A 13,981-nucleotide genomic window follows, 5' to 3' on the forward strand; every position below is an offset into this window, starting at 1 on the left:
ACAGCTTGATGAGCCCAAGCTTGATCGTCGCAGTCTTTTAAAATTGGGTGTTGCCGGAACAGCGGCAGCGCTGGCCAGTGGGGTTTCAACCTCTGCCCAGGCCAGAGAAGATGGTTTTGGCACAGTCGTACATGATGACTATCCGGTCGAACTGAGCCCTGAATATAAGCGATTCAGTGAATACAACACGACGATCTTCAGAGATGCTCGCAAGGGCATTCCTGATATGAATCCAAGCATTGATGACAGCCGCCCAGGTTTTACCACCTCCGAGTTCGCCATGAGCATGGCCTCTACGACGCTGTACAAGTATATGTACACTCAGGAGCCAGGGTTACGGTTAGAAACCGTTCATCAGCCTCATGACGTTCTGCCAGAACCTCACAAATTTGCTGACAGTGCCACAGCTCATGCCCAGATCAAGCGTGTAGCACGGCACTTTGGTGCAAGTGTTGTCGGTATCACCCGCCATGATGAGCGCTGGGACTATTCCGAACTGGTCGACCCCCATGACATACACGATGTTCGCCCCTGGGAAGAGCGGATGGCTGGCTTCAAACCGAAGACAATGATCGTAATCGGTGTGGAAATGGAATATGAGGCCCTGGCCGCTGCTCCCAGCCTGGTTTCCGATGCGACAGTACTTAACGCGTACTCTGGCCTGACCTATACATTGATGCACCTGTCCAACTACTTCAACTATCTGGGTTACAAAACAATACCCGCAATGAGTGGTGTCAGCCTGCATATTCCTTATGCAATCGCAGCAGGACTGGGTGAAATAAACCGCATGGGTCTGCTGCAAAACTACAAATACGGTACACGTCTGCGCCTCTCTACTCTCTACACAGATCTGGAGCTGGATGAGTACTACGACAAGCCTGTCACTTTCGGTATTCAGGACTTCTGCGAGAACTGCATGCACTGTGCAGACAAGTGTCCATCCAAGACAATACCTCGCGATATCAAGCCTACGTTCTATACGTCAGAAGATACCAAAGGCAGACCGTATATGAGCTATGGCATTAAAAAGTGGCAGATCGATGGTCAGAAGTGCCACGACTACTGGATAGAGTCCGGTACGACCTGCGGCACATGTCTGGCAACCTGCCCTTATAACAAACCAGACTTCTGGCACCACAGACTGATTGACAGACTCAACACTATTCTTCCAGGGCCAATACACAAGTTTATGGCTCAGATGGACTTGTGGCATGGCTACGGCGATACCTTTGACGAGAAAGCACCCGCTGTTTTCTGGGATCCGAAGGGCCGCTCTTACAATGGACTAAAGGGGTAAAAGACATGTCAGGTTTAGCCATTTTTACCGGCATTGAGGTTCTGTTTTTCTGGATGGGTGTCGCCACTCTGGCAACCGTTCAAGGGCTGATCTGGATGCGGTGGAAGAAAAAGGCCAGCTGGCCATCCATGGCGCTGCTCACTGCAGGTGGGGCAACTATTCTGTTTGCCATTGCCTGGGCTGTCAGTGCAATCCTTGAGAAAGAACCTCAAGCCGCATCAATGAGTATGCTGGTCATTCTCCTGCCTGGTCTTATTTTGACCACTCTGGGTGGACGTCTGGCCTGGAAGCAATAAACGTAGCGGTCAGGTACCCCCCTGTATCTGACCGCACTTCTAATCACACTTGCCAACACTGTTCCCTATATGACCCATACCAAGACCCCCCCTCCTGCAGCCGATCATTCATTAAATGCTGAACAGCTCTTCTATCAGGGGATAGAGGAACTGAACCAAGAGAAGTTGCCGGAAGCAAAAGAATCCCTTGAAGCTTCTTTTAAACTCAACCCGGCCAATAGCGGTACTCCTTTTAATCTGGCCATCTGCTATATCCGAATGGGGATGTATGAGCCTGCGCTTGAGATGTTTGAGAAAACCATTGAGTTGGAACCAGATCTCACTATAGCCTACTTCAATGCGGGCAAAGCCGCCTCACTCATGGAAAACTTTGAAGAAGCTGTTCACTATTTTGATCGCTCCTTGAAAGGTAACTTGCCAGAAACCCAGGTACTCACTGCCAGAGGTATTGCACTGCATGGCTGTGGCCGTATGAAGGATGCTCTTGCAGACTTTAATAAAGTGCTTGAGCAGGAGGAGAATCTCATTTGTCTGCAGTTCCGTGCCAATAGCCTTCTGGCCATGCATGAGTTTCAGAGATCCCTGACAGATACCGACAAGCTTCTGGAGCTGGGACAAAACACAGCTGACACCCTTTCTATAAAATTCCTGTGCCTCAAACATCTGGAGCGCTACCAGGAAGCCCTCGAGACATTTGATCAACTACAGATCATCGACCCTAAAGCAGGCCAGCAACTCAATGAGACTCTTGCAAAGGATCTTGAAGAAGCCAGAAGTGCTGTCAACCTGATCGCGAGGAGTTCACAGTGAGCTGTAAAGACTGTTCAACTCCATGTGCGAGCCGACAAGCGCCTCAGCCTCTCCACTGGCGTCTGGATATAGGAAAGATATTCCGTTTACTGGCTGTCATCAGTCTCGTTGCTGCTTATTTTGTCGGCCAGTCCCTCAACCAGCCATCCTGGATTGAAAATATTCAAGCGGTTTACCCTAAGGCTGATATCACCCCTTCCGACCACCTGGATAATACCTGGGAAATCCACAAGGACGGCGAGCCTGTGCTGCTCATGAGCATTGCTACAGAAAATGGCTACGGTGGCCCTATGACAGTGGGCACCGTGATCACTCAGGATGGCATGGTCAAAGCGGTCAAAATTCTTGCCCACTCAGACACGCCGGCTTATATCCAGCGACTGTCTAATAATTTCTTTTACCGCCAGTTCGAAAACCAACCTGTCGATCGAAGTTTTGAGGCGGGTAAGAATTTTGATGTCATCAGTGGTGCAACCATCAGCTCCAATGGCATCATGAAAGCTCATGCCGCTGCAGCCCATTACATTGCCCGTGCAGAGTTTGGCAAACACCCGGTAGAGCTGAAAGACGACATTCGGTTATCAACCTCCCATTACATTATGGCCGCTTTGATTCTTCTCGTTCTGATCAACATCAGATTGAAGAATACCACACTCAAAGTTGCCGTTATTCTGGCCAGTCTGGCGGTCATCGGCTTTATGGCTAACCAGATGATTAACGTCGCCAACTTCTCAGCCCTGTTCCTTGGCTTCCTCCCGACACTGGCAGGTAACCCTGGTTTCTGGCTGCTTGGGGGCGCGGTATTCGCCGGGATTATTGTTCTCGGGCGTAATATTTATTGCGGTAACCTTTGCCCTTTCTATGCGGTCCAGTTTGTTCTCTCTAAAATCAGTGGCCTGAACTTACCCCTTCATCCCCTGATTAAACGTTATGCTGCGAACCTGTCAAAAATAGGCTTATGGGCAGGCTTGATGGTTGGCTTCCTCACGACCACCCCAACCGCAGGTTCCTATGAGCCATTCAGTATGATTTTCTCTCTCCAGGGGGAAGGGATTCAGTGGTATATCATGCCAGCCGTTGTGCTTGCCTGTTTCTTTGTACCTAATCTTTTCTGCCGGTTCCTCTGCCCTGCCGGGGAAGCTTTGACGCGTATCACCGTGGCTAGAAACACACTGGTTCATGCCATTAAAGGAGCACGGAAATAATGGCAAAACAAGTCTCTGGAAGTATGAAAAGAACAGGGATCATTATCTCCTCTGTTCTCATGGTAGTCGCGACTGCCAGCATTACCGCGTTCCTGATTGATTCGCTGACGAGGCACCTTTAAGCATGGGCAGTCTTAAGTTTTTTTTGATGAATCTTATCTTCAGCCCGGTTTATGAAGGTACAGATGTACTGGTGTGTTATGCCAGCCAAACAGGCACTGCTGCCAACCTGGCCAAACAGTCCGGTGAGATTATCCAAGGGCAGGGAAAAACCGTTACAGTGTCGTCCCTCTCCAGCCTTCAACCGGCGGATTTCGACCGTTATCCACAGGTATTGATGATTGTCAGTACCTGCGGTGAAGGTGATATACCTGACGATGGCATTGCATTTTATAACCAGCTACAAACTCAACCAGCGCTGAATACCCGTGTGTCTCTGCTGGCACTGGGGGATAAATCCTACAAACAGTACTGTATAGCCGGTCGGTTGTTTCACGATGAACTGCTGCGTATAGGTGTTGCTGTTGATGAAGATCCGATTCTGGTAGACGGAAATCCTGTAAAACAGTGGCAACAGTGGCTTGAGGAGCAAACTGATATCACCGTTGAGGATACGGCAGCCTTCGAAACTGAAAAAGACCTCACCCTCAAGTTGGTGGAAAACACAGCCTTGCATCAGGGCGACAACGGTGGCAATCAGGCCCATCGTCTGGTCTTCAAAATTGATGCTGAGGAGGCTTTCCAATACCAGGTAGGTGACCTGATCGGTATAACACCACCGGGAGAAAAGCGTGAGCGCCTGTACTCTATAGCGTCTGGTCCTTCAGTAAAAGAAAATCATGTGGAGCTCTGTGTCGGTATTCTGAGCTATCAGGAGAAAGGCGAAACCCGCTACGGAAAATGCTCCCGTTACCTCACCTCTGAACTGAATAAAGGCGAGCCTATAGCGGCGAAGTGGAAGTCCGGCGGTGGATTAGCCCTGCCTGCAGCTGATCAACCTGCCATTATGATTGCAACCGGAGCAGGTATCGCTCCAATGATGTGCTTGATGCAGGAACGGGTTTGCCAGAAGCATACAGCTGACAACTGGCTATTGTTCGGCAACCGGAAGTCGTCAGAAGACTTCTATTATCAGCAAGATCTGGAGACTCTCGAGAAAAATGGATCACTAACCTATCTCGATACTGCTTTTTCAAGGGACAGCGAAGAAAAGGTTTATGTTCAGGATGTTCTGAAAACCCAGGCACCACGACTGGCTCAGTGGCTTTTAGAAGACAAGGCCACCCTTTATGTCTGTGGACGTCCGGGCTTGAAACCAGCCATTCTTGATGTGACCCGCGAAGCACTTGCAGCCCACCTGAACGATGCTACTCAGGCGGAAGAAACTTTAGCCGAGCTTCAGGCGAGCGAGCGTATTGTGTTCGAACTGTTCTGATTAGCCCATAACGACAACGCAGGCTGGGATACCTAACCTCAGGGTAACCCAGCCTGCTTGCTATAATGCGGCAATGTTTATAAAGACGCTAAACCTCTGGTTACGACTGTGCTGTTAATCAGTCGGGGACTTCTCTATGATGGCCGCCTGTTTATTGGCCTGAATAAAGAAGTCCTATGTCTGACACTGAAGATATGCTCGATGGCGAGCAGCTGAAAACTATCGTCGAAAACCAGCTTGCTGAAGGCAACCCTATCGAAGTAAAGGAAAACCTGATGCGGTTGGTGATGACCGGCACGAATCGCGAAGAAGCTATCGATATGATGGCCTGTGCTTTGGGTCTGGAAATGGAGAAAATGGTATCTACCGGCAAGCCCTTCAACACCAAACAATACCTTGCCAAAATCGAGCAACTCCCGGAAACACCTTGGCTGGATACCTTCATCTAACCCCCTAATACAGCATGGCACTCGCTTTTACCAAGTCCCAAAGCTAACACCCGCAGGAGAAAGCGTGGCTGCGGAACTGGGCGGCGAGCATGTGGGCATAGTCCAAAGCATCTGGTGACGTACAAGTTGCAAGGCATTGATCCTTACAAATATCTGGTTGATGTTCTCCAGCGCATCAGTCCCACCCTGCCAAACAGGTTGATGACCTGATCCCCCGGAACTGAAAAGACAAGTACGGGCACAATCCGTTAGAAGCACCTTTGGACAAGTAGGGGAAGCCCCCCTCTTGTTCGTCCGGTTACAAATCTGGCTTGATGATCTGAGCGCTAGCAGCATTCTGTTTATTACTGGAAGTGATTTTATTTGCTGTAGACTGTTTCATTCCTGCCCTCCTCAAGGTGGCTCTGCCCCCTTGGTTGTTGTGGTACCCATGGTAGCCCACGAGTGTTGAGGCTGGGCAGGTCAAAACATCATATCTAAACTACTGAACCCTGCAATTGCCTCCAAATGTATCTTCTCTATAAAATATTGCAACTCCACTTTTTTGTTCAAATTGTGGAAGGTCATTTTTTTTTCGGTGTTGTTTGAGTAGTTTTTCAATACTATCAAGAACAGTTCCACTGTTAAAAGCAAAGTTGATTATATCAACGCCATGGCCATCTTCATCAACAATTTGAGGGTTAGCCCCCCATTCTAATAGTTGTTTCACCACCCCCTTATGTCCATGCATAACCGCAAGCATAAGTGCTGTACGTCCATTAGTTCCATTTTGACAATCAAATGCTTGATCCAACTGTTTCGGGTCAACATATAGCTCTTTAACTATTTCTAGGTTCCCAGACCGACATGCAAGTGCAAAAGGGGTTATATTAGGATAGGTTTTATAAGAGAAAGAAAATGGGCATGTAGTTTCGGAAAGTTCTTGAGCACCATACTTATATATCAGGCTTTTAGCCGCAGAAGTATCACTATCTGAAAATGCTTCCCCTATTGTTTTTCTAAGATCCTCTAAATGGCTTATCTGAGAAAACCCGACGCAGGGACGTTCGCAAATCGCGGAGCTAGAGGCTAAGCTGGAGCTGCAACTTTCCTGCATTACGGCTTGTGATTCTGAACTATGAGTTTTGACGTTTGAACCTGAAAAGCTAGCTTCCCTATCATGCTGGCCAGCTGTACACAAGGAATAATCACGAGTTTGCGTGTTAGAACCGTCCTTTTGAATATTCATATTTGAAGACTCTTGTAGATTGATCATTGTATAAAATAAGTAGCTGGCCACATATGGTAGCTACTCATCATTAGTTTAAATAGACAATAACCAAGAGTTCATGTTGCCTGACTTCCTAACCAATTTGTTATCGCACCTAAATCGGGTAAGGGCTGACTTTGTAGTGGTCAAGCGATACCGTTCACCCTATAACTTCGCAGTGAACCTTGTTGACGGACTTAAGTACCCGGACCATTGCTTACACTCGACAGCCCTTGAAACAGCACATTGACGTGGAACAACTGGCGGGAGATTTCTCCATGCTGGTTTGAGAAGAGTCAAACTCACATTAGTAAAGGTCCAGCATCATAGTGTTGATATCGGGAACCTTCTTAATTTCACCATGCTCCTTTAAAAACCGGGCATAGTGTAGATAACGCCCCTTATCGACCGCAGCTGGGCGCAGAGCAAAGCGGGGAAGGGTGTCTGTCCAGGCGCGTTTGTTCAGCTCATCATCCAGACCGGCTTTATAGTTCTTGAAAATATTCCAGGCTGCATCAGGGTGGTTGGTAATGTACTGGGCACCCAGCTCGACACCATGAAGAAAACGACGAATTGCTTCTTTATTGGCTGTTTTGCTATTGGCGATATAAATCAACTCATCGTAAGGAGGCACACCATTTTCTTCCAGATAGAACATGCGCCCCTTATTGTTGTGCAGTATAAGGCTGTTCAGTTCAAAGTTGCGGTAAGCCCCTAACAGAGCGTCAACACGGCCAGTCATCAGGGAAGACGACAGATTCCACCCAACATTCACCATTTTTACATCTTTATAACCTAGCCCATACGGTGCCAGCATAGTATCGAGAAGAGCCTTCTCAGAACCATTGACACTGAAGCCAATAGACTTGCCTTTCAGATCAGCCAGTGACTTGACAGGGCCGTCCTCCAACACAATCAAACCATCCAGAGGCGTTGTCACAAGGGAGCCTGCCCAAGCCAGAGGTAAGCCTTCACTGGCACCTTGAATCAGACCTGGCTGGTAGTACACCGCCAAATCCACATCCCCAGCAGCCACCAGTTTAGGAGGAAGATCCGGATCTGCAGGCTCCTGAATCGTTACTTTCACGCCAGCTTGCTCAAAAAAGCCTTGTTGTTGTGCGATGATGATAGGGCCGTGATCCGGATTCACAAACCACTCGAGCATCAGTTTCAGCTGTTCCGGCTTTGGCGCTGGTTCTGCTATTGCCATAATTGGCAATAGCAAACCTAAAGCCAGAGATATCAGTTTTTTCATCATTTTATTGTCTCTACCTTCACTTATGAAAAACAGCGGAGTTCTCAAAATCAATCAATGAGCCGTCTTCGACTGCCAGGGAATCAACCGCCGCAACAAATAATCCGTCAGGTAATACAACCCCACCGAACAAAATGCCAAAACCGTTAAAGCCGCAAACATCAAATCCACCCATAAACGAGCATTCGCCTGCAGCATCAGGTAACCTAATCCGGCACTGGAGCCTACCCATTCCCCCACAACCGCACCGATAGGTGCTACAACCACAGCCACCCGCAAACCGGACGCAAGGGCAGGCAAAGCCCCAGGCCAGCGTATCATCCGCAACATAGCCCAGGGCTTCGCCCCCATGGTATGAGCCAGATCAAGCCAACCCTGATGGGTATGGCGCAAACCGTCATAACAGCAGGTTGCTACAGGGAAGAAGATAATCAACACCGTCATAATCACCTTGGAGGCCATGCCATAGCCAAACCAAAGCATCAGCACAGGAGCCAGAGCAAAAACAGGAATAGCCTGGGTAATCAGCAGCAGAGGTAACAGCCACGGGCGCAAGCCTGTAAAATAAACCAATACCAGCGCCATCAATACACCAAACACGACACCCAGTACCAAACCCATCACCATCTCGGCCAGCGTGACCAGCGTGTACTCCCAAAGCAGCGGCGCATCACGCACCATACGATCAAATACAGACATCGGATCTGGCACGATATACGACGGCACATCAAAAATCGCAACAACGCCCTGCCAAAATAACAGTAACCCGACAAAGACCAGCAAAGGCTTCAAAGAATCTTTCACTGAATGTCTCCCTTGTGCACCCTGCTCCCCTCGTCATGCTCACTATGACGAAGACGATCCAGTAACTTTCCCTGCAGCATCATCAGTTTTTCATTGTCCAGTGAACGGGGCGTCTGGCCGGGTGGAATAATAGCATCGGTTAGCTCTGCCGGTTTCCCTCGCAAGTGGTACACATGGTGTCCAAGGCGAAGGGCTTCTAAAGGGTCGTGGGTGATTAACAAGACGGTGCGATCAGTAAGAAGTTGGCAGGAGAGATCCTGCAAATCAAGGCGGGTAATGGCATCCACCGCCGCGAAGGGTTCATCCATCAGGACGACGGGGCGGTCTTCCATCAATGTACGAGCCAGTGCAACCCTCTGACGTTGCCCGCCGGACAGGTTTTGGGGAAGTTCGCAGGCTTTATCCACGATACCCACCTGCTCCAGAACTGTCAGTGCCTGCTCCTTCACCTCGGTATCGAGTTTCTTTTTGCGAAACCAGGATCGACTGCGCAGCCGATGCCCTACAGTCACGTTATCCATCACATCCGCCCAAGGTAGCAGGGAGTCCTCCTGGGACATCCACGCAATGCGCCCCTGAAGAGGTAGCCCATCACCACACACCACTTCACCCTGTGTGCGAATAGAGCGGCCACTGGTAAGCCCGGCAATCATCCGCAAAAGTGTGGTTTTGCCCACACCACTGCCCCCTAGAAGGCAGGTCCAGCGTCCGCCTTCCAGTGTCAGATTAAGATTCCTGAAAATCTGGTTGTCACCATAAGCCAATCCGGCATTACGGAGAGAGATATCAAACATTCCTTGGAAAACCCCGTCCGTGGCGGGAAGCGGACAGGGGCAACTCTCGAGAGAAGGGCTTTCCAAAACCGCTCTCAGGATAAGGGAGGCCTGTCAGTTTCCTACGCCAGCATTATCTGGTTCAGGTCTGTGGGTTTTTCTCAGCCGCACGGTTTTAGCATTACGTACAGCACCCCAACCAACGGTCAGCAATCTAAAGGTTTTGAGAAGAAAAAGCATCTTTTTTTGCAGCCCTTGCGCAAGCTGGGCGACTCACGGTCAATAGGTATCCCTGATTTGACTGTATTGGGTATATATTGCGAAAAACTGTTACGACTGCCCTGTCGGAACCACCAGACTTCTTGATACTTGTTCAGATAAAGACACGCATAAGCAAAAGCCAATAATAAAGAACAGCAAGGTGGCTATGAAAATACTGACTACGCTGATGATCGCATTCAGTCTCACAGCTCCACAGCCGGACCCTGAATGGGGTGCAACAACAGCACAGGGCGAACCTGTTAACCGAACTGAAGAAATGGCCGGTTTCTTCGAACGTGGAAACAGTGCTGCTGAATTTGATGGAAAAATGGCCGAGTATTATTCACTGGCCATTATGAATCACGAAGCTGATATGATGATGCTCAGCATTGCGCCATTGATAGCACAAGCCAGAAAGGAACGAGCGAAAGCGGCCAAGGTTGCAGCCAACAAGTGTACATATCTGGACGATGCATCAGCTGATATGAAAAGCTATTTTTGTCCGGAATCCAAGGTAGACAAAGCAAAAATCCGGCAATTACAGCATCCTGAGTTCCTTTAATAACATAAGTACCCGGAGCAGCCCTTTTTGGAATATAAGATGTAGTCGAGAAGGAGGCGGGATTGTTCCCGCTCTCCTTTCACACCATAGGGCGAACGCTTCCGCACCCCGGCGGTTCATGTGAGACACTTGAGCCGCTGACGGTCGTTCTCTATCCAAATCAGTTGTTATCAAGCCACCTGTACAGCTGCTAAAAAGCACCCTGGAATATTTCAATAATTTCTTCCTTAGTGGCTTGGATCGGATTGGTTAAACCGCAGGCATCCTTGAGAGCATTGTCTGCCAGTGTTGGAAAATCCTTCTCTTTCACGCCTAGCTCATTCAAACCGTCGGGAATACCGATATCCATTGCCAGCCCCTGGATTTCTGTCAGTGCATTATCCGCCCCTTCCCTGTCGGATATACCGGAAATATCCACCCCCATAGCAGCAGCCACACGTGCCAGCTTCTCAGGACAAACCCGGGCATTGAACGCCTGTACATGGGGCAGAAGTACGGCATTACATACACCATGGGGAAGGTCATAAAAACCACCCAGCTGGTGAGCCATAGCATGCACATATCCAAGGCTGGCACTATTAAACGCCATCCCCGCCAGTAGCTGCCCGTATGCCATCTGTTCACGGGCTTCCATATTATTGCCATCAAATACAGCTGTACGCAGCCAGGTGGAAATCAGTTCAATGGCCTGGAGCGCACAGGCGTCAGTCACAGGTGTGGCTGCGGTAGACACATAGGCTTCCACCGCATGAGTCAGCGCATCCATACCTGTAGCTGCGGTAAGGGAGCGGGGCATCCCCTGCATCAGTGAAGGGTCGTTCACTGACATGGTCGGTGTCGTGTTTTTATCCACAATAGCCATTTTCACATGGCGACTTTCATCTGTGATAATGCAAAAGCGGGTAATCTCGCTGGCTGTGCCCGCCGTGGTGTTAATGCATACTAGCGTTACCTGAGGCTTTGCCGAAACATCGACACCTTCATAGTCTTTAATACTGCCACCATTGCTGGCCACAAGGGCAATGCCCTTTGCACAGTCGTGGGGAGAGCCCCCTCCTAAAGATATGACACAATCACAGCCAGATGACTGATACTTCTGAACACCATCTTCAACATTTTTAACTGTAGGGTTCGGCTTGGTGCCATCAAAAATTTCACAGGTAATCCCTGCCCCACCCAGCTTTTCTGTCACCTGCCCGACAAGACCAATGTCAACCAGCATTTTGTCAGTCACAACAAGTGCCTTACTCAAACCCAGTGCACGAATATCACTGATGGATTCATCCAGGCAGGTGGAACCCATGTGGTTCAGAGCAGGCATATAGAAGCGATAAGCACTCATGGCAGTCTCTCCGCAAAACTGCCCCAAGCATAGGCGTTATTAGCTTATGCGCTAGTTGCGGTAAATAGTTTCGATCAGATGAAAGCCGAACTTGGTTTTTACCGGACCATGGACGGTTAACACCGGCTTTTTGAACACCACATCATCAAAGGGCTTCACCATCATACCCGGGTGAAATTCACCGGGTGCTCAGTCTGATCAATGTCGTATAACTGCCCAAAATACAGCTACATTAGTTCAATCGATTTAACGATTGATTTCTACTGCCATGCCAGCTCAGATACTTGCTTCGAAAAGTCAAGAAACACAAATCCTGATCACCGTTCAGCACGGTCAGTCCATGCTCCAGTTTGAGGAGCACCTTCAGGATGAACTCAACGCTGCGGGCAGGCTGGCAGCCACCCGACAACTTGAACACCTTGATACAACTGGTGAGCCTATCCGTAAAGGTTCAACCCGGCTGACCTGTAAGAAAAAGAAAGAACCCAAGGTCTATGAAACACAGTGGGGGCAAGTGCGAATCGACCGTTATGTTTATCAAAGCAGTCGGGGAGGAAAAATATTTTGCCCCCTGGACCAGAATGCCCGCATCGTGGTGAACTCAACGCCAGCTTTTGCCCGCATGGTGAGTTGGAAGTACGCGAACATGGTTGCCCCTCAGGTTGAAGATGACCTGTTGCAAAACCACAGGCGCACCAGCAGTCGTACAACCCTCAAAGACCTCTCGGATGTTGTGGCCAGCATTGCACAGGCGAAGGAAGAGAGCTGGTGTTACGAAGTCCCCGATTTACCCGACGCCGTTGCGACTGTTTCACTGGGGCTGGACGGTACCACTTTACTCTATCGCGATGGTAACTACCGCACGGCCATGTGTGGCACCATCTCCTTGTTAAATAGTGAAGGAGACCGGTTGCATACCATTTACTGTGCGGCGGCTCCAGAGTATGGCAAGCAGACTTTTATCCACCGTTTGACAGGTGAAATCAAAAAAATCAAAGATAAGTTTCCAGATGCGACTTATGTGGGTGTTGCTGACGGTGCTCCGGATAACTGGACATTCCTTGAGCCCTTTGTCTCATACAAGGTGCTGGATTTTTACCATGTTTCAGAATATGTGGCTGATGCAGCAGAAGCTCTCTTCCCTGGCAAGAAAAACCAGAGTCAGCGCAAATCCTGGCTGAAGGAAAAACTCCACTGTCTGAAACACGAACAGGGGGCAGCAAAGCGCCTGAGCAAGGAACTTCAAAATGCTGTGCCGGGCAACCATCGCACGGCTTCCATAGAAAAGCTGCACCGGGCAAGAACGTACTTTAAAAACAATTGGCGGAAGATGATTTATTTCGAAGCTCGAGAAAAAAACCTGCCAATAGGGTCAGGAGTTACGGAGGCGGCCTGTAAGATACTGGTCAAACAACGGATGTGCCGATCTGGGATGAGATGGAAAGAAGAAGGAGCATCTATGCTGCTTACCCTCAGAGCACTGGTCTGCTCAACCGGCTACTGGGAGTGCTTTTGGAAAAAAGTGAATCAATACGGTTTCCCTGTTGCTCATAATCTTCAGACTCAACATTGATCAGGCTGAGCACCCAATTCACCCAGATCACCGCCCCGTTTGCGGGAGTTGCACAGGGAGTATTTTTGGGCGAGCTTGCCAAAGTCTTCCCCCTTCGCCAGACGCGTCTTCAGCGCCTCGGCCTCTTCACGTGTTTTCACCAGAATATGGCGAGCACAGGCAGTAGCCATAACAGATATCCTTTCAACAGTTTAAAAAAGGTGGCTACCTTATCTGAAAACTTCAGCATGTTCAGCTCTGTATTGGACAAATACCACTAACACACTAAGCTGGCAGGCATTTCTATAAGGGGACGTGATCTCATAAAGATACGTACTATGAATTACACGGAGGGAGAATATGCCGAGCTTGGCTATTAATACATTTAAAAAGATAACATTTTACTGCTACCAGGTTGTCATTATTACATGCGCTCTAGGGTTCATTAGTACAGGGTATGCAACCATCGAAAAGCCTGTCTGGATGGAACATTTTGTTTTCACAGCCAAACTTCTCGATCAGCCAAGTAAGAGAAGAGTATCAGTTGCTCAGGGAACAGCTCAGGTTATTGCCCTTCTGTCGGACGATGACAGACATATTAAGGGCGTTAAAAAAAAACTTGAGGGTACATTAAGTTATAGTAAGGAGGGCTCTTCACTTATTCGTGGAGATGAATATTCCCCCCCCC

At 49.0% G+C, this 13,981-nt stretch carries 15 protein-coding genes, 1 pseudogene and 1 riboswitch; of the genes and pseudogenes, 9 read left to right on the plus strand and 7 right to left on the minus strand.

The genetic code is table 11. The features are described from left to right. The 6 genes from E1189_RS13440 to E1189_RS13465 all read left to right on the plus strand — a co-directional run. Nucleotides 1-1,300, plus strand: a 1,300-nt coding sequence (locus E1189_RS13440; protein ID WP_196221419.1) for a reductive dehalogenase, incomplete at its 5' end; no start/stop codon positions are given. A gap of 5 nt (nucleotides 1,301-1,305) precedes the next feature. Further along, nucleotides 1,306-1,596: a hypothetical protein gene (locus E1189_RS13445; protein WP_155160843.1), complete on the plus strand. Its 291-nt coding sequence runs from the start codon at nucleotides 1,306-1,308 to the stop codon at nucleotides 1,594-1,596. A 69-nt stretch (nucleotides 1,597-1,665) separates the two neighbouring features. Beyond that, complete coding sequence (locus tag E1189_RS13450; protein WP_155160844.1) at nucleotides 1,666-2,406, plus strand: tetratricopeptide repeat protein; 741 nt, start codon at nucleotides 1,666-1,668, stop codon at nucleotides 2,404-2,406. Continuing rightward, on the plus strand, nucleotides 2,403-3,611 hold the full coding sequence (locus E1189_RS13455) for an FMN-binding protein (RefSeq protein WP_155160845.1): 1,209 nt from the start codon (nucleotides 2,403-2,405) through the stop codon (nucleotides 3,609-3,611). Before E1189_RS13450 ends, E1189_RS13455 begins: the two co-directional genes overlap by 4 nt. Before the next feature lie 148 nt (nucleotides 3,612-3,759). Then, entirely contained in the window at nucleotides 3,760-5,046 is a 1,287-nt protein-coding gene (locus E1189_RS13460; RefSeq protein ID WP_196221420.1) for a flavodoxin domain-containing protein, read from the plus strand. Between the two features lie 176 nt (nucleotides 5,047-5,222). Next, a complete protein-coding gene (locus E1189_RS13465; RefSeq protein ID WP_155160847.1) occupies nucleotides 5,223-5,495 on the plus strand; it encodes a hypothetical protein in 273 nt (90 codons plus the stop codon). Between the two features lie 481 nt (nucleotides 5,496-5,976). On the opposite strand, the gene E1189_RS13470 is transcribed toward E1189_RS13465, so the two are convergent. From E1189_RS13470 to E1189_RS13485, 4 genes are all read right to left on the minus strand, one after another. Continuing rightward, entirely contained in the window at nucleotides 5,977-6,723 is a 747-nt protein-coding gene (locus E1189_RS13470) for an ankyrin repeat domain-containing protein (protein WP_196221421.1), read from the minus strand. 328 nt (nucleotides 6,724-7,051) lie between these two features. Continuing rightward, nucleotides 7,052-8,002 (minus strand): ABC transporter substrate-binding protein, encoded by a 951-nt coding sequence (locus E1189_RS13475; protein ID WP_230460390.1) that lies wholly within the window; start codon nucleotides 8,000-8,002, stop codon nucleotides 7,052-7,054. Nucleotides 8,003-8,053: 51 nt separating this feature from the next. Further along, a complete protein-coding gene (locus E1189_RS13480; RefSeq protein ID WP_329602030.1) occupies nucleotides 8,054-8,803 on the minus strand; it encodes an ABC transporter permease in 750 nt (249 codons plus the stop codon). Beyond that, nucleotides 8,800-9,597, minus strand: a complete 798-nt coding sequence (locus E1189_RS13485) for an ABC transporter ATP-binding protein (protein ID WP_155160849.1) — start codon at nucleotides 9,595-9,597, stop codon at nucleotides 8,800-8,802. The genes E1189_RS13480 and E1189_RS13485 overlap by 4 nt, the downstream gene beginning before the upstream one ends. 81 nt (nucleotides 9,598-9,678) lie before the next feature. Further along, a riboswitch (TPP riboswitch) is annotated at nucleotides 9,679-9,784 on the minus strand. 219 nt (nucleotides 9,785-10,003) lie between these two features. Between E1189_RS13485 and E1189_RS13490 the strand changes: the two genes are divergently transcribed. Continuing rightward, the gene (locus tag E1189_RS13490; RefSeq protein ID WP_155160850.1) at nucleotides 10,004-10,399 is read left to right on the plus strand and encodes a hypothetical protein; all 396 of its coding nucleotides are present in this window, start codon (nucleotides 10,004-10,006) and stop codon (nucleotides 10,397-10,399) included. 190 nt (nucleotides 10,400-10,589) lie between these two features. Here the strand turns inward: E1189_RS13490 and yiaY are convergent, their stop codons facing one another. Continuing rightward, complete coding sequence (gene yiaY / locus E1189_RS13495; RefSeq protein WP_155160851.1) at nucleotides 10,590-11,741, minus strand: L-threonine dehydrogenase; 1,152 nt, start codon at nucleotides 11,739-11,741, stop codon at nucleotides 10,590-10,592. A gap of 51 nt (nucleotides 11,742-11,792) precedes the next feature. Beyond that, a pseudogene (locus E1189_RS13500) lies at nucleotides 11,793-11,924 on the minus strand (peptidylprolyl isomerase); the annotation flags it as partial. A gap of 85 nt (nucleotides 11,925-12,009) precedes the next feature. On the opposite strand from E1189_RS13500, the gene E1189_RS13505 reads away from it, so the two are divergent. Next, entirely contained in the window at nucleotides 12,010-13,314 is a 1,305-nt protein-coding gene (locus tag E1189_RS13505; protein ID WP_155160853.1) for an ISKra4 family transposase, read from the plus strand. Here E1189_RS13505 and E1189_RS13510 read toward each other — a convergent pair. Further along, nucleotides 13,305-13,484: a peptidylprolyl isomerase gene (locus E1189_RS13510; RefSeq protein WP_155160854.1), complete on the minus strand. Its 180-nt coding sequence runs from the start codon at nucleotides 13,482-13,484 to the stop codon at nucleotides 13,305-13,307. The two genes, E1189_RS13505 and E1189_RS13510, sit on opposite strands and share 10 nt — an antisense overlap. 178 nt (nucleotides 13,485-13,662) lie before the next feature. On the opposite strand from E1189_RS13510, the gene E1189_RS25515 reads away from it, so the two are divergent. Continuing rightward, a partial coding sequence (locus E1189_RS25515) for a hypothetical protein (protein ID WP_230460391.1) occupies nucleotides 13,663-13,981 on the plus strand: 319 nt, incomplete at its 3' end.

The organism is Parendozoicomonas verongulae, from assembly GCF_009711465.1.
Taxonomy (GTDB): Bacteria; Pseudomonadota; Gammaproteobacteria; order Pseudomonadales; family Endozoicomonadaceae; genus Sansalvadorimonas; species Sansalvadorimonas verongulae.

Excerpts from the sequence above, each read along its gene's own strand:
- E1189_RS13445 (WP_155160843.1), top strand. The coding sequence starts at position 1,306 with ATGTCAGGTTTAGCCATTTTTACCGGCATTGAGGTTCTGTTTTTCTGG.
- E1189_RS13450 (WP_155160844.1), top strand. The coding sequence starts at position 1,666 with ATGACCCATACCAAGACCCCCCCTCCTGCAGCCGATCATTCATTAAAT.
- E1189_RS13460 (WP_196221420.1), top strand. The coding sequence starts at position 3,760 with ATGAATCTTATCTTCAGCCCGGTTTATGAAGGTACAGATGTACTGGTG.
- E1189_RS13465 (WP_155160847.1), top strand. The coding sequence starts at position 5,223 with ATGTCTGACACTGAAGATATGCTCGATGGCGAGCAGCTGAAAACTATC.
- E1189_RS13470 (WP_196221421.1), bottom strand. The coding sequence starts at position 6,723 with ATGAATATTCAAAAGGACGGTTCTAACACGCAAACTCGTGATTATTCC.
- E1189_RS13475 (WP_230460390.1), bottom strand. The coding sequence starts at position 8,002 with ATGATGAAAAAACTGATATCTCTGGCTTTAGGTTTGCTATTGCCAATT.
- E1189_RS13485 (WP_155160849.1), bottom strand. The coding sequence starts at position 9,597 with ATGTTTGATATCTCTCTCCGTAATGCCGGATTGGCTTATGGTGACAAC.
- E1189_RS13490 (WP_155160850.1), top strand. The coding sequence starts at position 10,004 with ATGAAAATACTGACTACGCTGATGATCGCATTCAGTCTCACAGCTCCA.
- yiaY (WP_155160851.1), bottom strand. The coding sequence starts at position 11,741 with ATGAGTGCTTATCGCTTCTATATGCCTGCTCTGAACCACATGGGTTCC.
- E1189_RS13505 (WP_155160853.1), top strand. The coding sequence starts at position 12,010 with ATGCCAGCTCAGATACTTGCTTCGAAAAGTCAAGAAACACAAATCCTG.
- E1189_RS13510 (WP_155160854.1), bottom strand. The coding sequence starts at position 13,484 with ATGGCTACTGCCTGTGCTCGCCATATTCTGGTGAAAACACGTGAAGAG.